The 19,583-nt window shown below is 37.6% G+C and carries 17 protein-coding genes and 1 pseudogene; 8 read left to right on the top strand and 10 right to left on the bottom strand.

Translation table 11 applies throughout. The features are described from left to right. Positions 1 to 56: 56 nt before the first annotated feature. On the top strand, positions 57 to 1,067 hold the full coding sequence (locus C9E89_RS09820) for a metallophosphoesterase (RefSeq protein ID WP_107008124.1): 1,011 nt from the start codon (positions 57 to 59) through the stop codon (positions 1,065 to 1,067). A 179-nt stretch (positions 1,068 to 1,246) separates the two neighbouring features. Here C9E89_RS09820 and C9E89_RS09815 read toward each other — a convergent pair whose 3' ends face one another. Next, on the bottom strand, positions 1,247 to 2,560 hold the full coding sequence (locus tag C9E89_RS09815) for an MFS transporter (RefSeq protein ID WP_107008125.1): 1,314 nt from the start codon (positions 2,558 to 2,560) through the stop codon (positions 1,247 to 1,249). Between the two features lie 137 nt (positions 2,561 to 2,697). Continuing rightward, complete coding sequence (trhA, locus tag C9E89_RS09810; protein WP_107008126.1) at positions 2,698 to 3,339, bottom strand: PAQR family membrane homeostasis protein TrhA; 642 nt, start codon at positions 3,337 to 3,339, stop codon at positions 2,698 to 2,700. Positions 3,340 to 3,439: 100 nt separating this feature from the next. On the opposite strand from trhA, the gene C9E89_RS09805 reads away from it, so the two are divergent. From C9E89_RS09805 to C9E89_RS09795, 3 genes and pseudogenes are all read left to right on the top strand, one after another. After that, positions 3,440 to 4,654 (top strand): class I SAM-dependent methyltransferase, encoded by a 1,215-nt coding sequence (locus C9E89_RS09805; protein WP_107008127.1) that lies wholly within the window; start codon positions 3,440 to 3,442, stop codon positions 4,652 to 4,654. A gap of 153 nt (positions 4,655 to 4,807) precedes the next feature. Beyond that, complete coding sequence (locus tag C9E89_RS09800; protein WP_107008128.1) at positions 4,808 to 5,230, top strand: GNAT family N-acetyltransferase; 423 nt, start codon at positions 4,808 to 4,810, stop codon at positions 5,228 to 5,230. Between the two features lie 75 nt (positions 5,231 to 5,305). Further along, positions 5,306 to 5,968: pseudogene (locus C9E89_RS09795) on the top strand (HAD family hydrolase). 61 nt (positions 5,969 to 6,029) lie between these two features. Here the strand turns inward: C9E89_RS09795 and C9E89_RS09790 are convergent. The 5 genes from C9E89_RS09790 to C9E89_RS09770 all read right to left on the bottom strand — a co-directional run bounded on the left by C9E89_RS09790 (position 6,030) and on the right by C9E89_RS09770 (position 11,811). Continuing rightward, complete coding sequence (locus C9E89_RS09790) at positions 6,030 to 6,332, bottom strand: hypothetical protein (protein WP_107008129.1); 303 nt, start codon at positions 6,330 to 6,332, stop codon at positions 6,030 to 6,032. A 172-nt stretch (positions 6,333 to 6,504) separates the two neighbouring features. Next, on the bottom strand, positions 6,505 to 8,637 hold the full coding sequence (locus C9E89_RS09785; protein WP_107008130.1) for a 3-hydroxyacyl-CoA dehydrogenase NAD-binding domain-containing protein: 2,133 nt from the start codon (positions 8,635 to 8,637) through the stop codon (positions 6,505 to 6,507). An 11-nt stretch (positions 8,638 to 8,648) separates the two neighbouring features. Then, positions 8,649 to 9,854, bottom strand: a complete 1,206-nt coding sequence (locus C9E89_RS09780) for an acetyl-CoA C-acetyltransferase (protein WP_107008131.1) — start codon at positions 9,852 to 9,854, stop codon at positions 8,649 to 8,651. Between the two features lie 202 nt (positions 9,855 to 10,056). Further along, a complete protein-coding gene (locus C9E89_RS09775; RefSeq protein ID WP_107008132.1) occupies positions 10,057 to 10,596 on the bottom strand; it encodes a hypothetical protein in 540 nt (179 codons plus the stop codon). A 204-nt stretch (positions 10,597 to 10,800) separates the two neighbouring features. Then, positions 10,801 to 11,811, bottom strand: coding sequence for an AraC family transcriptional regulator (locus C9E89_RS09770; RefSeq protein WP_004724010.1), 1,011 nt, complete (start codon positions 11,809 to 11,811; stop codon positions 10,801 to 10,803). A 211-nt stretch (positions 11,812 to 12,022) separates the two neighbouring features. Between C9E89_RS09770 and C9E89_RS09765 the strand changes: the two genes are divergently transcribed. Beyond that, entirely contained in the window at positions 12,023 to 13,141 is a 1,119-nt protein-coding gene (locus C9E89_RS09765; RefSeq protein ID WP_107008133.1) for a CaiB/BaiF CoA transferase family protein, read from the top strand. A 234-nt stretch (positions 13,142 to 13,375) separates the two neighbouring features. Further along, positions 13,376 to 14,371, top strand: a complete 996-nt coding sequence (locus tag C9E89_RS09760) for a DUF2804 domain-containing protein (RefSeq protein WP_107008178.1) — start codon at positions 13,376 to 13,378, stop codon at positions 14,369 to 14,371. A 61-nt stretch (positions 14,372 to 14,432) separates the two neighbouring features. On the opposite strand, the gene C9E89_RS09755 is transcribed toward C9E89_RS09760, so the two are convergent. Together C9E89_RS09755 and C9E89_RS09750 are read right to left on the bottom strand one after the other, a co-directional pair. After that, positions 14,433 to 15,308: a metal-dependent hydrolase gene (locus tag C9E89_RS09755; protein WP_107008134.1), complete on the bottom strand. Its 876-nt coding sequence runs from the start codon at positions 15,306 to 15,308 to the stop codon at positions 14,433 to 14,435. 52 nt (positions 15,309 to 15,360) lie between these two features. After that, positions 15,361 to 16,236: a metal-dependent hydrolase gene (locus C9E89_RS09750; RefSeq protein WP_107008135.1), complete on the bottom strand. Its 876-nt coding sequence runs from the start codon at positions 16,234 to 16,236 to the stop codon at positions 15,361 to 15,363. Positions 16,237 to 16,380: 144 nt separating this feature from the next. Here C9E89_RS09750 and C9E89_RS09745 point away from each other — a divergent pair, with 144 nt between their 5' ends. Next, a complete protein-coding gene (locus C9E89_RS09745) occupies positions 16,381 to 17,406 on the top strand; it encodes a helix-turn-helix transcriptional regulator (RefSeq protein WP_107008136.1) in 1,026 nt (341 codons plus the stop codon). Between the two features lie 106 nt (positions 17,407 to 17,512). Next, positions 17,513 to 17,872, top strand: coding sequence for a hypothetical protein (locus tag C9E89_RS09740; RefSeq protein WP_107008137.1), 360 nt, complete (start codon positions 17,513 to 17,515; stop codon positions 17,870 to 17,872). 230 nt (positions 17,873 to 18,102) lie between these two features. Here the strand turns inward: C9E89_RS09740 and C9E89_RS09735 are convergent, their stop codons facing one another. Then, positions 18,103 to 19,434 carry a Na+/H+ antiporter NhaC family protein gene (locus C9E89_RS09735; RefSeq protein WP_107008138.1) on the bottom strand — a complete coding sequence of 444 codons (1,332 nt, stop codon included), beginning with the start codon at positions 19,432 to 19,434 and terminating at the stop codon, positions 18,103 to 18,105. Positions 19,435 to 19,583 lie beyond the last annotated feature (149 nt).

Here is a 19,583-nt window from a genome sequence, read left to right as displayed (position 1 = left end):
CAATGTACAAAAGATAAATAAAGCGAGTAGGCGTTAATCGCCTTTTGAGATTTAGTATGTTGATGAACAATTCAATCATTTTTTATTTTTACCTATGTTTTATCCTTGTTGCTTTATGGGGTATCGCACAGGCTTGGCTGAGCCAATCACGTACTGAAACCATCCATCCTTTTAAATCCTTTGTGCATTTATTGGCATTTTACCTATCTTATTTATTATTTCCGTTGTTCTTTTTTAGTTTATATGCAGGCTGGGTTCATTATTTCTCTTTGCATCAAAGCATTTTTGTTTTCTTGTTATCGAGTTTATTGATATATGCACGCTTTATTGAACCACATTTGGTTCGTGTAGACTATCAACAATATAAATTAAGTCCTGATCAAGCTTTTCAGCGACCTTTTAAAGTTGCTTTAATTGCAGATTTACATATTGGTTTATTTTCAGGGCACGAGCGCCAGCTAAAAACAATTGTACGTAAAATCAATGAACAAAAACCAGATATAGTCGTGGTTGCTGGTGATTGGACGTATGAACCTGAAAATAAACTTGCCGAAGAATTGGCAGTTTTGAAAGAGATTGAAGCCCCTATTTATTCAGTAAATGGCAATCATGATGAGCAATATCCCGGTCCACCCATTCAAGACTTATTAGCCCATGCTTTGAAAGTGAATAATGTTATGGATATCGAAGGGCAGATGGTTGAGTTTGACGATTTTCGTTTAATTGGGGTGGGGGATTTGTGGGCAGGTAAAACTGATATGCGCAGTATGCCTTTATTACCACAAGATAAACCTTGGCTAATTTTGTCGCATAACCCTGATACGGTTGATATGGTGCCGAAGTTACCAACACGTCCTTTAATGCTAGCAGGGCATACGCATGGAGGACAGGTACAATTGCCTTGGCTCACCAGTTATGTCATGAAAAAAGTATCGATTTTGGGGCATAAAAGAGGTTTGTATCAGCATGAAAATGCCGCTGTGTTTGTCAGTGTTGGTACAGGAATGGTGGGTGTACCTTTTCGTTTTTGTGTGCCGCCAACCATTGATATTATTGAGTTGAACTAAGCTAGGCTAAGTTTGCTTGAAAAAATGTTAGGCAGTTCAGTTTGGATCAGGACGTTCAGTATTGATTTGAATAAATCATTTAAAAGCTAAATCATTTGTTATTCATGATCTGAGTTGAAAAAAAATAAAGTAAATAAAAAGCCTGCATAGTTGCAGGCTTTTTATTACTAATCAACGAATTAAATCTGGTTATTTACATCATCATTTTTTGTTTCACGAATTGCTAAGAAGGCAAGCAGTGAAAGAATCGACGCAGCCGTTAAATAATAACCCACCGCATATAAACCATAAGTTGTTGCCAGTTTCGTTGCAATCAATGGCGCAAAAGATGCACCAAAAATACCTGCAAGGTTAAAAGTCAACGCTGAACCTGTGTAACGTACAGAAGTTGGGAAAATTTCAGACAGTACAGTACCAATTGGACCATAGGTTAAACCCATGATGGCAAGACCTGTACATAAGAATAGAAACACAACGAGCGTATTGCCAGATTCCAACATAGTTGAAAAGACTAAACCAAATAATGCAGAAACAATACATACACCTATAGACGTTGCTTTACGACCAAATTTTTCTGCAAAAATTGCTGAAAGTGGAATAAAGGCAGCAAAACAAAGTGTCGCAAATAATTGCAGTTCTAAAAATTCTGCACGAGAATAACCGAGTTGAGTTGTGCCCCAGTTTAAAGCAAATACAGTTGTTAAGTAGAACACAACAAAGGTACAGATCGCTGCGATTGTCCCAAGAATGAGCATACCCCAGTGTTTGGTTAACACTTCTTTAAATGGAATATTCACTTCTTTTTGTTTGTTTAAAACTTTTTGGAATGCAGGTGTTTCGTGTAATTTTAAACGAATCCATAAACCGACTATCACCAATGCAGCACTGGCAATAAATGGAATACGCCAACCCCATTGCATAAACTCAGCTTCAGACATAAAAGCGCCGAGTGTTAAGAATGAACCTGTAGCAAGAATGAACCCAATTGGAGCACCAAGTTGAGGGAACATGCCATACCAAGCACGTTTACCTTCAGGGGCATTTTCAGTCGCTAAAAGTACAGCACCAGACCATTCACCACCTAGACCTAAACCTTGACCTAAGCGACAAAGTGCCAGTAATAAGGGTGCCATGATTCCGATTTGATGATAGGTTGGGAGTAAACCAATACAAACGGTGGAAATCCCCATGGTGAGGAGTGCAGCAACCAGTGTGGCTTTACGCCCGATACGATCACCTAAATGCCCAAATAAAGCTGCACCAATAGGACGAGCAATAAAGGCGATGGCAAAAGTTGCTAAAGATTGAATAGTTGCGGTAGTTGGATCTGTGCTTGCAGGGAAGAACAGATGAGGGAAAATGATGACAGCTGCTGTTGCATAGATATAAAAATCAAAAAATTCGATTGTTGTACCTACGAGACTTGCAAAAAGTACACGTGTTTTTGAATTTGTCTGAACTTCTTCAGTCGCAGTAATATTAGATGACGCCATGGTAGACCTTACACTTTTAAAAGTAAAACTAGTTTCTAAAGCGTAATCTTTTTAAAAAAGGCGTAATTTCTTAAAAAAACAACGGGATCAATCCAAATACACTCGATCAGGGTCGCTGATATGTGAATGTTTAAGGATTAAATAACGTAAAGATAGATTGCAAAGAATTGTAATCCTGCCCCTATCAACACAAATATGTGCCAAATAGCATGCGTATATCTTACTCTTTTTAAGGCATAAAACAATGCGCCAATCGTATAAGCAAGCCCACCAGCGACCAATAATTGAATAGCTCCATTGGTCAGAAAGCGTTGCATATCATCCATTACAAGCACAGCGAGCCATCCCATCACCAAATAAGCGACCAGTGAAATTTTTTGAAAACGATGGATGAAAACTAACTTGAATAGTGTACCAATTGCTGCAATGATCCAAAGGGCAATAAGCAGGTAATGTGCTTTTGCTGTAGGAATGGCAATTGCCAAGAAAGGTGTATAAGTTCCAGCAATGAGATAATAAATGGCAGTATGATCTAATTTTTTATACCATTGACGTTTTTTTTCATCGACGGAAAAATGATAAATTGCAGAACTTGAAAATAATAAAACCATGCTTAAGCCATAAACAACTAAGCCAAAAAATTGCCAAAAAGGTAAATAACTGCCTTTGACCAACATAAAAATCATCGCAATCGCCGCAAATACTGCACCAATAGCATGACTAATTGCATTAATACGTTCTTCTTGGGGAGCATAGACGTGAATTAGATCTGAATTCATGGTTATAATTTTCTTAAAAATACATTTGTATAATAATGGAGTTTTACCTTTAAAGTAAGAACATTTAAAATGCTAATTTGAATCTATACGAGTTTGTACTATGTCACAGTTGGCTTCGATGTCCGAGCAGGAACAACAATTTATCAATGCTGTACAGCAAGCCATTGAAACACAAGATTTTGATAGACTAATTTTAAGTCAATATAAAGGTGAATTAGCACAATTAGAAAAAATGACTTTTCGTATCATTTCTTTACAAGATCAGTTCATGATGAGTTGTTTATATCGTTATAAAACCCAAGATGTGACTAAAAACTACGCCATGGATGAAAGTTTTGCTGTCATTCAGCAACTTTTTGCACAATGTAAACAAGCCAATCTATTTAGCACCGAACAAGAAATTCAACTGAAAAAAAATAAGAAAAAAGCATTATTAACTTATAGTAAAACTGCACCTCAAGTGAAGCAACAGGAGCAACAGCATGATCGTCAAAAACATCGTTATGTAGATCAGGACAGCTACTTTTTACAGCCTTTAGGCATTACCGACAGCAAAGCACAGCTTATTCCAAGTATGGCAAGAAAATGGAAGCAGATTAATAAATTTGTTGAAATCTTTTCAGGTGCTTTAGATAAAATTGATCATCAAGATCAAGCTTTGCAAGTGGTCGATTTTGGTTCTGGTAAAGGTTATTTAACGTTTGCACTATATGATTATTTAGAAAAAAATAAGATTATTCCTCATGTTACAGGTGTTGAACTCAATCCTAAAATGGTCGAGTTTTGCCAAAAAGTAGCGACGCAATCAGCTTTTAAACATTTAGATTTTTTCCAAGGTGATGTACGTACTTATGCACCTGAAAAACTAGATGTCATGATTGCTTTACATGCTTGTGATGTTGCAACAGATTTTGCGATTCATACAGGAATTCGTTTGAATGCACAAATGATCATGTGCGCACCATGTTGTCATAAAGAGTTGCGCCCACAATTACACAGCCCCAAAGTGCTTGCACCGATGTTGCAGTTTGGCATTCATGCAGGACAACAAGCGGAAATGTTGACAGATACTATTCGCGCGTTATTGCTCAATGCTTATGGTTATGACACCAAAGTTTTTGAATTTGTTGCTTTGGAACATACCAGTAAAAATAAAATGATTTTGGCGACCAAACGTCAGAATTTTACTGCGCCTGATGAACAGATTTTAGCGCAAATTTCAGCTTTAAAAGACATGTATAGCATTCAAAAACATTCTTTAGAACTCTTACTCAACGATCAATGGGATCAACAAGGTATTGGTTCTAAGTGTTAATGAGATGAAAAAAAAGATGCTTTGAATGAAGCATCTTTTTAAATCAGACGTTTGAAACAGAATTAATTGAAGAAATTGAACAGTAAATAAAAAATAGATTTAAGTTAAAGCTGTTTTAAAATATCGAAAATTAAACACAAGGTAAAAAGTTTGATGTCAGATTATGTCATTCGTAGTGGTTCTTGGGCATTGTTAGAAACTGAAGCGAAAATGGTTCGTACAGAGGTTTTTATTAAAGAGCAAAATATTGCGGCAGCCGATGAATGGGATCTAGAAGATCAAAAGTCTTTACATTTTATTGTATATGATCAAAATCAAGCTATTGCAACAGCACGATTACTTGAAAATCATAGTATTGGACGAGTTGCTGTATTAAATCAATATCGTGGCAAAGGAATAGGGCGAATACTCATGCGCCATATTATGGATGTTGGGCAACAACAAAAAAGACCCTATTTAAAATTATCAGCACAGGTTCATGCGATTGGTTTTTATCAAAGTTTAGCTTTTGAAGTGAAAGGTGAGGAGTATCTCGATTGTGGGATTCCACATGTTGATATGTTTTTTATGAATTGATTGGATGGTTTTAAAATTTGAGTGCCATTTAAAAATTGTAACCTGTTTTTTAAACATGAACAAAGGAGTAGAAAGGTGATAAAAGCCATTATTTTTGATTTAGATCAAACTCTTTTAGACCGAATAGGTTCACTCAAGCGATTTTTAAACTGGCAAATCAATTTTTTGCAACTTGTACCAAATGCTCAAAAATAACAGTTTATACAACGCTTTATTGAGCTTGATGCCAATGGTTCAGTATGGAAAGATGTGGTTTATCAACAGTTAATCATTGAGTTTAAGATTACACAGTTTTCTGTAGCATTTTTATTAGATCTATATTTGCATGATTTTAATCGTTTTTGTTTGGCTTTTGAGGGTGTTGAACACAGTATTCAATAACTGTATCAGGATGGTTATCAACTTGCTTTGGTTTCAAATGGCAAAACACCTTTTCAAGAGCATAACTTTAAGGCTTTAGGGTTAAATGAGTATTTTTCAACCATTATTGTGTCTGAGGCGGTAGGCATACGGAAACCAGAAACTGCAATATTTAATTTGGCAAGTCAAAGACTGGGTGTAAAACCTGAACAATGCATTTTTATTGGTGATCATGAGCAAGCAGATATTTTAGGTGCAAAAAGAGCCAAAATGAAAACGATCTTTTTTAATGAAGATATCAATATAAATTCTAATTATGCTGATGAAAATTTACACCATTTTTCTGATCTTATTGCGATATTGAAAAAGATAAAATGAACAAAAAAGGTTTTATCTTAGTGAAAGAGAAGTCTTTTAAGATAAAACCATGATATTTTTTTTAATGAGAATTATGTTCTGAATGTGCCTCTGCATTGCCATGTTGCATATGAGACATTTCACCCGATGCAGCGTTTCTTTGTTTTTCTGCTTCAGCGAGTGCTTCTTGTGACATTACAGGTGCATTTTTAAAAGCAGTTTGATTACTCACAGCCTGTTGTTTGCTTGGCATATAGTCTGGTTCATTTTCCATGGCTAAATAAAAAATACCAAGAAATAAAATACTTAGAATAAAGGCAACGAAAAGACCTTTCCAACCTTTTTTTTCATCTGCGATTTTTTGAGACTCAACAGCATTTGACATGGGAGTATTCCAAATTTAAAAAATGAGAATCTATGTAATGTTATAACACAAAATATGAAATTATCCGACGAGTTTTTTAAATAAGACCTTAAAATTATTATGGGTTTCTAAATGCTTTAATTTTAAAAACAAAAAAGAGGTATAAATACCTCTTTTTTAAGAACTTAAATGATTAATCAATTTTACCACTTGCTACTTTGTCTTTGAGCAACTGTGGTGCTTTAAAACGTTCGCCATATTTAGCTTCGAGTTCATTGGCACGGGCAAGGGCTTTGTCTAAACCGTATTGATTTAAGAATTGAATTGCACCACCTGTCCATGGCGCAAAACCGATACCGAAAATTGAACCGATATTGGCATCCACCACAGATTCTAATACATTTTCTTCGTAGCAACGTAAAGTATCGAGTGACTGAACAAACAAAATACGGTCAATCATTTCTTGTTCAGAAATATCAACGTCTTGTTTCCAATGGCTTAAACCATCCCAAAGATGCTTTTTGCCACCTTCTGGATAATCATAGAAACCTGCACCTGCTGCTTTACCTTTACGGTTAAACTCATGGATCATGGTTTTCAACACATCTTCAGAAGGAGAATGTGCTAAGTCTTTGCCTTCAGCTTGGAGTGCCTTACGAGTTTCATTGGTGACATGCTCAGATAACGTCAAAGCAACTTCGTCCTGAATCGCGAGTGGACCAACAGGCATACCCGCTTTAAGCGCTGCCATTTCAATACGTGCAGGATGCACACCTTCAGCAAGCAAACGCAGACCTTCATTGACAAATGTACCGAAGACTCGACTGGTGAAGAAGCCACGGCTATCGTTCACTACGATCGGCGTTTTGCCAATTTGCTGAACGTAATCGTAGGCTTTTGCTAAAGTTTCAGCAGAGGTATTTTGTCCTTTGATGATTTCAACCAAAGGCATTTTGTCGACTGGGCTAAAGAAGTGTAAACCAATGAAGTTTTTATCATCTTTAGACGCTTTTGCCAGACCTGTGATTGGCAATGTCGAGGTATTTGATGCAAATACACCACCATCCGCAAGGAAAGCTTCAGCTTCCTGGGTCACTTTGGCTTTAAGTTCTTGATTTTCAAAAACAGCTTCAATGATCAAATCACAGCCTTGTAGATCGGCTGCATCAGCAGTTGCAGTGATCAGGCTTAAGACTTGGTCACGTTTCTCAGCCGTCATACGACCTTGTGAAACTTTTTTGTCCAAAAGTTTTTGGCTGTATGCTTTGCCTTTTTCTGCATTTTCAACAGAAACGTCTTTGAGTACCACAGCAATGCCTTTGGTCGCCGTTGAGTAAGCAATACCTGCACCCATCATCCCTGCGCCCAATACACCGACTTTGGTGGCTTGCCATTTTGCGACATCTTTCGGACGGCTTGCACCTGCTTTGATTGCATTCAGACCATGCCAGAACGTACCGATCATGTTTTTTGCCACTTGACCTGTTGCAAGATAAGTGAAATAACGTGATTCGATGGTGAGTGCAGTATCGACATCGACCTGAGCACTTTCAACCGCTGCTGCCATGATCGCTTCAGGTGCAGGGTAGCAACCTTTGGTTTTGTCACGCAGCATTGCAGGGGCAATCGCAAGAATCTGTGCCACTGCAGGTGTTTTAGGGTCACCGCCCGGAATTTTATAACCTTTTACATCAAATGGTTGTTGTGATTTTGGATTGGCTTTGACCCATGCGATGGATTTTTCCAGCAACTCATCAAGTGAGTCCGCAGTGTCATGAATCAGACCTAAAGATTTGGCTTTATCGACACCAAATTGTTTGCCTTCCATTAAGAATGGGAATGCATTTTGTAGACCTAACAGGCGTACCATACGCACGATGCCGCCACCGCCTGGAAGTAAACCTAAAGTCACTTCAGGCAGACCAAACTTAGACTTCGGATCATTCAATGCAATACGGGCATGACAGCCAAGCGCAATTTCCCAACCACCACCAAGCGCTGTGCCATTGAGTGCTGCAACCACAGGTACACCTAAAGTTTCGATGTAACGTAGTTCTTTTTTCATCAGTTCAACGACAGCCATGAATTCTTTGGCATCTTCAGGACGTGCCTGAATCAAATCATCCAAATCACCGCCTGCAAAGAAGGTTTTTTTCGCTGAACGGAAAATAATGCCTGTGATGCCAGATTCTGCTTTTAATTTTTCAACTGTTTCCGTCAATGCTTTTTGAAAGTCAGCATTCATGGTGTTTGCAGATTGGTTTGGAGAGTCTAAAGTCAGAATAACAATGCCGTCCGCATTTTTTTCAAATTGAATTGCGCTCATTCTTATTCTCCTTATACCAACTCAATAATGGTCGCAATACCCATGCCACCACCCACACACAATGTTGCTAAACCACGTTTTTTGCCTTGGCGCTCTAATTCATCAAGTAAAGTTCCTAAAATCATTGCACCTGTTGCCCCCAATGGATGCCCCATGGCAATTGAGCCACCATTGACATTGACTTTTTCTACAGGAACATTCAGTTCATTGATGAAGCGCATCACCACAGAAGCAAAGGCTTCATTGACTTCAAATAAATCAATATCATCAATCGTTAAACCAGCTTTTGCCAATGCCTTACGTGCAGCAGGTGCAGGACCTGTCAACATAATGGTTGGATCTGTTCCCACGAGTGCAGTAGCCAAAACTTTGGCACGAGGTTTTAAACCTTGTTCTTTGACTGCTTTTTCAGAAGCAAGAAGAACAACCGCAGCACCATCGACAATACCTGATGAGTTTCCTGCATGATGTACATGATTGATTTTTTGTGCTTCAGGATATTGCTGTAATGCGACTGCATCGAAGCCCATGCTGCCCATCATTTCAAAACTTGGATTGAGTTTTGCCAAGCCTTCAGCAGTTGTCGTTGGTTTGATAAATTCGTCTTTATCTAAGATCACCACACCCGCTTTGTCTTTTACCGCTACGATGGACTTGTCAAAATGACCTGCTGCTTGTGCCGCAGCCGCTTTACGCTGTGAGTTTGCCGCAAATTCATCAACATCGGAACGACTATAGCCATCTAAAGTCGCGATCAAGTCTGCACCAATGCCTTGAGGAACGAAGTTTGATTTTAAGTTGGTTTCAGGATCAAGTGCCCAAGGTCCGCCATCGGAACCCATTGGAATACGAGACATTGACTCGACACCGCCTGCAACAACCACATCTTCCCAGCCTGAACGGACTTTTTGTGCTGCCATGTTGACCGCTTCAAGACCTGATGCACAGAAACGGTTGATCTGCACACCTGCAACATCATTGTCCCAACCTGCTGCAATTGCGGCAGTTTTAGCAATATCACCGCCTTGGTCAGCGATTGGGGTAACGCATCCCAGCACGATATCATCGACTTTTGAGGTGTCTAGGTGGTGACGATCTTTTAATTCATTGAGTAATGTTGTGAGCAAAGTAATGGGTTTCACACTGTAGAGTGAACCATCTTTCTTTCCTTTTCCGCGTGGTGTGCGAATGGCATCAATGATGTAAGCCTCGCTCATAGCTATTCCTTTTTATGACTTCTAAAATTGTTATGTGTTTCGAGTGTACTTTATAAGCTTGATAGTGCAATGACGAGAACGGGAAAGTCAATTGATAGTTTTGGTCAATCGTAGCAAAAATCAGTGCATTTGAAAAAATGCTAAAAAATAACTTTAACTTGATGAAAACATGAATAATCAAATACCCATGTCAGATGAATAATCAGGACTCTTGATTGTGCGGAAAAGCGATATCAATAATTTCAGCAAATTTTCTTTTGCCAGTTTTTTCTAAAAGCGTTTCATCCCTATCTGTCATGAAGTCTACAGGTTGGTCTGTACTTATATCTGAATGCAGCTCACCAACGACTAAATAGTCAATTGCAGCAAAATAAGGGAAAGAGAAATCTTCTTCCATATTTTTTAGTTCTTCCTTTTTTCCTAAGTCTTCTATACATTTTTCTGCTTCGACCCGTGAACGATGAAACGAATGTAAATCCCTACAATCTTGCCCAAATCCTTCAGAATATTCACTGACTTCGAAGATGATTTGACCATTTTGAAAAGAATCTTTTAATTCAATTATGTTGACATCATTTTCTAAAATGGTTTCCCGATAAGGTTGGTCATACCACGGGTCATTATTTTTTCGATGTTGAATATAATAGGCTTTGGCTTGTTCAGCATTTTTTAATGTCGAAAAAACACCTAAAATAATATCTGAGAATACATAGTCTGAAATTGTTCTGAGTAATAAATACATAGTTTTCCTTTTTTGTTTGTTGTGAACTTTTTATATAACGTTCTTCTTTAGAATCTAAGTTGAATGAAATAATGATGATTTTAAAAACTTATTTTCTTTATGGTGCTGATTATATTTTGAATATTTGGTCATTTCAAATGAAAATACATCATAGCAACAAAGCCTAAATCAGATTAGGCTTTGCGAGTAAAAAATCTAAATCAATCAATGATACCCATGCAACTGACGGTATAAACCAGGAGTGACACCTGTCCATTTCTTAAATGCACGGTGGAATGTTGAGGTTTCACTAAAGCCAACTTGTTGCGCAACGTCTTCCAAAGTTAAATCAGGATTTAACAGTAAATGAATGGCAGCATCACGGCGTAAAGCATCCTTCACGCCCTGATAACTTTTACCTTCAGCCGCTAAACGACGACGTAGCGTTTGTGGTGATAAATACAACATCGATGCTACATCATTTAAAGTTGGCATTTCTTCACCAATTTGGCTCTTTAACACTTCACGAATACGTGAAGTGAGCGAGTTGGTGTTTTTGAATTTGACCAAAAGTTGTGCAGGTGCAGCTTTTAAAAATTCTTCTAATGATGCTTCATCTTGACGAATTGGCAAGTCTAAATAATCCGCAGCAAAAGTAATTTCAGTGCGCGGCATGTCAAATTGCATTACTGGCGCAAAGAATAACGCATCGTATTCATCTGCATGATTTGGACGCGGATAACCAAAATGCACACGTTCTAACGGAATACGACGTTCAATGAGCCATGATGCTAAACCATGCCAAATCATGAGCATACTTTCGGTAATAAAATGATCAGGATCCATCGTTTTTGGTATCAATGGAACTAAACGCGCTTCATGTTTATCGCGTTCAACCGCAACAGACCACTCATCGCCAAATAGCTTATAAAACTGTGAAGAAAGTTCTAAAGCATCACCTAAGGTCTTGGCATGAATGATCAATTGACACATGATGGCAAAAGAACCCAAGCGTCGTGGCTGAATATCAAAGCCAACATGCTCGTCTTGTGTCACCATCCATAACATTTTGACAAAGCGTGTATATTGCTCTGGTGAAATACGTGCTTTAGGTTGACGGAGTAATTCTGCTTCTATGCCCACGTGTGAAAGTAGGGTGTCAACATCCATTCCTAGGCGTTTTACGCCTGTTAGGGCTGCATTCACGAAATGGATACTAATCGTATCACGACTCATGTTAAATCCTTCAGTCTCTTTGATGTTCACTAAAAATTGACCTAAATGACGCTAAAAAATATTTAATTGGCGATTTACAACACTGTATATCACCTTTTTACATCTTAAATTGCCGAAATGATCAAGGTAAATGGCTGAACATGACATTGTTATGTTAGTTTTATATTTCTAATATGAGATAAAAATCAACCTAAATTTGGTAAAAACGATTATGACAACTGCTTTAAAAGGATTGAAAGTACTCGATTTTTCAACTTTGTTACCTGGACCTTTTGCAACAATGTACCTTGCTGATATGGGTGCAGAAGTGATCCATATTGAATCTCCAACCCGTCCAGATCTGGTACGCTTGTTCCCTCCATATGCCAATGGACAAGCAACTTCACATAGTTATTTAAACCGAAATAAACAGTCTGTTGCTTTGGATTTAAAAGACCCTAAAAACATAGAACTGATCAAACAAAAAATTTCAGACTTTGATATTGTGATTGAGCAGTTTAGACCAGGCGTTATGCAACGTCTTGGCTTAGATTATCAAACTTTGGCAGAAATTAATCCTAAATTGATTTATTGCTCAATCACTGGTTATGGTCAAACAGGTCGTTATAAAGATAAAGCAGGGCATGACATTAACTATGTTTCTTTGTCAGGAATCGCGGGGCATAGTGGGCGTCAAGACAGTGGTCCACCACCCATGGGAATCCAAATCGCGGATGTTGCAGGCGGTTCCTTACATGCAGTGATTGGCATCTTGGCAGCCGTGACAGAGCGATACAGCAGCGGTTTAGGACAATATATTGATATTTCCATGACCGATTGTGTGGTCAGTATGAACAATATGGCTGCGGCTGCAAGTATTGCGGGTGGACAAAAACAATATGCTGAAAATGAACAATTAAATGGTGGAACATTCTACGATTATTATCGTACTCAGGATGGTCGTTATCTGTCGATTGGTAGCTTAGAACCGCAGTTTATGAGTGGTTTAGCGGCTACTTTAGAATTACCGATTATTTTACAAAAAGGTGCATCGTTTGATGCGGAAGATCGTAAAACGGTGAAAGAGGCTATTCAGGAAAAAATTCTGACAAAAACATGGGAAGAATGGAGTGAGATTTTTGCTCAACTTGATTTCTGTGTTGAACCTGTACTAAGCCTTGATGAAGCACTCAGTTCGCCATTGGCTCAGGAACGAAACTGGGTGGTCAATGTTCCTCTAAAAGCCAATGCAGAACAAGCAGAACCTCAACTTGCTTGTCCAATTAAGTTTTCTCGTTCACAGATGAGATATGATTATATTGGTCAAGAATTAGGTGAAGGAACATGGTGATTTAAGTCACAACTGACATTGTCTATTCATAATCTATTTATAAAAAGCCTGATGATTTGGGCTTTTTTAATGGATTAAATTTGAGTAATTTTCACAAAAAATAAAATGATTTTGAAGCTGTTGAGAAATAAAAAGAGAAAGTTCTGAGAATGATTGTGTATGTCCTTTAAAATGGGTAATAATCCAAATGTAGACTAAAGTCTAAGAATTTTAAAAATGAAGGATTGGGGTGAAATGGATTTAATACAAACGAATGGATTACCTCGTTATGGTCGCTTTAGTCAATTACCTACCTCGATTTCGGTAGAGCGTTATATTTATAAAACACCTTATGGTAAAACCTTAAAAGGTTGGCGTAAGAGTCTAAAATATAAGAAATTTAAATTTTGCAGCATTCAACATGAGCATTATAGTATTGGTTTTGCTGTGGTTGATATTGGTTGGGCTGGGCATGGTTTTATCTATATTTATAACCATCACACTCATGAGGTATTGGAGTGGAATTCAAATAATGTTTTAGGGCATCACACCATTGTCGATGAACAACCTTTATATAATCAGAGTTCTTTTAAAAAATCACCTTTTCATATTGAAATACAACACGCCAATGGTGTGCGCTATATCAATATCAGTAAGCATGGTGATGTAAAATTAAAAGCTCGCATTTTTTGTGCTGCAACAGATGCTTTAAGTATGTGTAGTCCGACTGGAATTAATGGTTGGTCATATACACAGAAGCTCACCACACTTGGTGTAGAAGGTTTTTTCATTAATAAAAAGCAAGAAACTATACATTTTAATGACAAGACCTTTGCTTCTTTAGATGATACATGTGGCTTTTTAAGACCAGAAACAGCTTGGTTTTGGTTATCCAGTAATTTCTGGGACAGTCAAGGACAGCGAATTGGGTTAAATTTAGCATCAGGTGTGAATGAGAGTTTTGGTAATGAAAATTGCTTATGGATAAATGGCATTTTATTTCCATTAGCAGATGTATTATTTGAAAAACAATCAGAACAACACTGGACGATTCGTTCTTTAGATGACAAATTAAAACTTCAAGTTGAAACAGGTTGGCGTCGCTTTGAAAATTTAAATTTACGTTTAGTGGGTAGTCAATTTAGTCAGTGGCAGTCAAAAGTGAGTGGTACGATCGAAACTGAAACAGGTGAAACTATTGTTTTAAAAAATGAATACGCTCTTTTAGAACAGCATTATGCGAAATGGTAAAATATTTTGCTTAATAGTTCTGCTCAATAATTTTACTCAATAATGCTGTTCTAAAATAAACTCAAAGCGCTGCTTGCCAAAATGCCTCACCAGCTTGAATTGGGTCATTCGTTGCAGCCAGTGTATCTACCCAAGTTTGGTATTGACGAATGACAGGGTGTTGGCTTGGGTGAAAATCTTTTTTAAACCAGTCTAAATATTGATGGCGCATCGCAGAGAGTTTACCTTGACGACCAAAAAACCATGGTAAACCTTTAACTGCCATTTGGGCGCGTTGTTTTAAGCCAAAGCCGTCATATTTCAACATGACATTGGTACGATAAAACGTAAAGCCGAAAATTTGTAAGGTAACGAAGGCGAGGGCAAAGTTCCGAAGATACTCAGGTACTTCTCCAACCTCTTTCATCACATCAAAGGCAACATCACGGTGTTCCATTTCTTCAATGGCATGCCATGCAAATAATGCTCTGACATAAGGGTGGACATTTTCCAGAGTTGCTTTTTCACTATAAAAGGTTTCAGCCATCAGTGCCGTTAAGTGTTCGGCAGCAGCAGTCATCGCAATGTTATATTGTTTAGAGCGGTTTTTTAGAATGTACTCAAAATGCCCGCCAAGGAATTTAATAAACTGATCAACAGGCATGCCTTGACGCTTCATTTCTTCATTCATTTTGTCATGCGCCAGTCCGTGCTGTGCTTCCTGTTTGATAAAATCACTGACCCGTTGCTGTAAATCGGGATCACTGATTTTGTCACGTAAGGCACGTACACTTTGAATAAAATAACGTTCACCGACTGGAAAAGTTAGACTTAGCGCATCAAACATACGAGTACGAAAAGGATCTTGATCAAACCAGAAGCGTGGTACTTCATTGAGTTTAAAATCTAGATTGCTTCGGACGACAGGGTCAACCTGATGTTTTACATATGCATTCATTGTTTTATTTCTCGCAAATTAAATTTATAGAATGATTAGGTAGATCAAATGGTTATTGACCTGCTTGCCAAAATGCCTCACCTGCCAAAATAGGATCATTAGTTTGTTCTAAGGTGTCTATCCAGACCTGATATTGTGCAATGATCGGATGTTGGCTTGGATGAAAGCCTTGTTTATACCAGTCAAAATATTGCTTCTTCATGCGAGTCATTACGCCGTGTTTGCCAAAGAACCAAGGCAAGCCTTGAGCAGCAAGTTTGATACGATCAAGACGACTAAAGCCATCATAACTAAGCATGACATTGGCACGATAAAAGGTGAAACCAAACATAGCAACTGTGGTCAAAGCTAAGGTAAATTTTCTTAAAGATTCAGGCACTTCACCCACTTGTTGCATGACATCAAAAGCGACATCGCGATGTTCCATTTCTTCAATGGAATGCCATGCAAATAAAGCACGTACATAGGGATGCGCGTCTGCCAGTGTTTCTTTGCGACTGTAAAATGTTTCTGCCATCAGTGCGGTCAAATGCTCAGCCGCAGCCGTCATGGCAATATTGTACTGGGGAGAGCGATTTTTCAGTTCAGATTTAAATAAACGATTTAGAAATTGGATAAATTGGTCAACTGGCATGCCTTGCTTTTTCATCTCCTCATTCATTTTGTCATGTGCAATGCCGTGTTGGGCTTCTTGACGAATAAAGTCAGCAACACGTTGTTGTAATTCAGGATCACTGATTTGATTGCGAAATAGACGTACACATTCAATAAAGTAACGTTCACCATCTGGAAAAGTCAGACTCAAAGCATCGAACATACGGGTTTTAAATGGATCTCCACCAAACCAAAAACGTGGGATCTCATCTAGCTTAAAATTGAGTTGAGTGCGAACGACAGGTTCGGCTTGATATTTCACCAATGCATTCATGTTGTTTTACTTGCATTACTTCGATGCTTTCAGTATGTCGGTGTTTTACAACTTTGTTTTGACAGATCTTGCCAATTTTTATACATTTTACGACAGAATGAAAATTTAGTATGTCAAATATGGATTTGGGATTAAGTGACAATCATGCAGGAATTACATATACCGAATGGATATTTTCATCTTTGGCAGACTTATTTGTTTGAACAGGGAATCGACATTTTTACTGCTGATTTTTTAAAAGATGACTATTCACATTTAAAAAAAATTTTACTTCAGCCAATTGATACTCAGTCTTCTTATCTTTTTTTTCAGCAAATTCTTAAAAAAACTGAACTTGCTTTAGATTGCCCACAGATTATTTTTGAAATGGCGCAGTATGTTCGCCCTGAACACTTTGGGGTTTTAGGCTATATGGCAACACGAAGTACCACAGTTGCTGAAGCCTTACATAATATTCTACGTTTTAGTCGTTTAGTGATTGATGGTGATCATATTATTCCGATGAAAATGAAGCAGGTGGGGCAACATATTCATCTTATTTGGCCTTTTCATCATGAAAAATATATTGTCATTAATGAATTGACCAATGCTTTAATGATGCATTTAGCACGAAAAATTGTTGTGCTTCATCAGTTTCCATTATTAGAGGTAAATTTTGCTCATCCACCACAAATGGCGATTTATCATTATCAAAAATTTTATGCGTGTGATGTTCATTTTAATCAATCTGAATATAGCTTTGTTTTGGGTTTAGAAGGATTAAATGCAAAAATTCAACAAGCAGATCCTTCATTGATGCAACTTTTGGTTAAACAAGCTGAGGAAGCCATTGCCTCAAAAACGCGCTATGAAACTTTGCCTCAAAAACTACATTTTATTGTTGCAGAATATCTACGGCTGCAAGAACAAGCTCCTAAAATTGAAGATATTGCACAAGAATTAAATATTTCTGCGAGAACTTTGCAACGTCAGTTGAATGAATTTGGTCAATCATTTAAAAAAATCGTGGAAATCGAACGCATGCAGCGTTGTGAGTTATTACTCGAAAGTGACCTGCAACTGACTGAGATCGCGATGCGTTTGGGTTATTCTGACCAATCGGCATTGGCAAGAGCCTATAAGGCATATAGTGGGCAGACTTTATTGCAGAAAAAACAGCAATTAAAATAAAAGTTTTAAATTGTATCTTTTCTATTCAAAATATTCTCAATCCATCAAAATATGAAAGTTTGTAGATGAAATAATTTTTAAAAGAAAAGGATAACGAGGATTTAAAATGAAAAAATTAATTTTAGCGGCTGTTATATGTATGACTTATACAAATGTGCAAGCCAATGTATGTGAAATTCCACTCAATCAAGTGGCGGTAGGTAGTATGACTTTGATGCAAAGTCTTGATCAATTTAAAAAAATACATAGCAATGCTAAGCCTGATAAAGATCGAATTCAGATCTTAGATGTTGATCAAGCTTTTGAAAATGCAGGAGTCACTTCAGTCGGAAGTATAGATTTTGATCCAGTAAAAAACCGTATTATTGGTTTTACGCTCTCTTACAATGAAGGAAAATATGCACAACTTGAAACACCTTTAAATCAGTTCAAAAATAGTATTTTAAAAAACTCGAAACTTCCATAAAAGGGTTGGGTATTAAGTCAGGACAAAGAAGCATATCAATATCGTTGTAATGATTATCAAGTATTTATACGACAAGATCATGGTGTAGGGCGTGGTTCACTTGGTGCAGTGGTATGGGTATTTAGTCGATATAGTGATAGTTTTGAATAATATTTTATGGTCAATACCACAGATTTAATCATTAAACAGTAAGAAAAAACCTCTTTGTCTGAGACAAAGAGGCAGTCTTTTTATCGTATTTTGAGTTTTGGAAATCTGAAAATAATCGCCAATACCGCAAAAATTGCCAAAATCCAGCAATAATAAATTGAGCCAATCAATTCAACTGGTGATAGTTTTGCAATAGAACATGCAAGCAGTAATTGAGCACCATAAGGAATGATCCCTTGCACCACACAAGAAAAAATATCCATCAATGCAGCAGCGCGTTTTGGGTCTACACCATATTCTTTAGCAACTTCTCGTGCCATATCACCTGATAAAATAATGGCAACGGTATTATTTGCTACAAATAAATTTGAGAAAATAACTAGAAAACTGATGCCGATTTCACCTGCGCGTTGAGTGCCAACTTTAAATAATCGAGTGATACTATAAATCCGCTGAATCAACCACTCTAAGCCACCTTCTTTTTGCATAATTGCAGAGAGTCCCCCCAAGAACATCGACAATAATGCCACTTCAAACATGCCTTCGAAGCCTGAATAGATAGATGTATTTAATTTTAATAAGTCAAATGATGGCGTGACAAATAGCCCCATTAAACCTGATAACACAACGCCAAGTGCTAAGACTGCTAAAACATGTAAGCGTGTAAAAGCCAAAAGAAATACTGCCACATAAGGCAAGATCAACCATAAGTTATAATCTTTATATTCAATAGATTGTGGTGAATGGTTGGTCAATATATAAATACCAATGGTGACAATAGCAGCAGGAAATGCAATCCAGATATTGACCCGAAATTTATCTCTTAATTCAACATTTAAACTGCGTGTTGCTGCAATGGTGGTATCTGAGATCATGGACAGGTTATCGCCAAACATGGCACCACTGACCACCGCACCAATGGCATAAATCGGTTGAATATCCGTCGCTTGAGAAAAACCAAAAGCAATGGGCGCACAAGCTGCAATGGTACCCATCGAAGTTCCCATTGCTGTAGCCACAAATGCTGAGATGATAAACAGCATGGGCAATACAAACTCAGGTGGAATGATGGATAGTCCAAACTGAACTGTTGCATCCACACTGCCAATGGCACTCGATACGCTGGCAAAAGCACCGGCGAGCATAAACACCATAAACATTAAAATGAGGTTGGGATGACTTGCACCTTGTAAAAATTCATCAATTGCTGCATTTAATTTTCCACGATACGACACAATTGCTAAAATAATTGCAGGTAAGGCAGCAACAGGTGCTTTGACTTGATAAAACGCAAATTCAGTACCAAGAATAGAATGGTAAATACCACTGCCTAAAAAGATGGCTAAAAAGACAATAAGTGGTAGCAGCGCAAGCCCACGAGCTTGAACTTTACTGTGTGGGGGAGTGGTCATATTCAAAAAATAAAAAAGAGTAGCTTCTATAGTATAAACAGCTTTTGCAATTTCTTAAAAATTAAAATGCATTAGATTTTGTTCATGTTCTGATGTTATTTAAATGATTTGATTTAAGTTTTTCAATTTATTTACGAATTTTAAAAAAG

Origin of the sequence: Acinetobacter sichuanensis (assembly GCF_003024515.2) — a bacterium.
Taxonomy (GTDB): Bacteria; Pseudomonadota; Gammaproteobacteria; order Pseudomonadales; family Moraxellaceae; genus Acinetobacter; species Acinetobacter sichuanensis.
The sequence above is the reverse complement of the archived record's forward strand: the minus strand, read 5'-3'. Positions and strand labels throughout refer to the sequence as shown.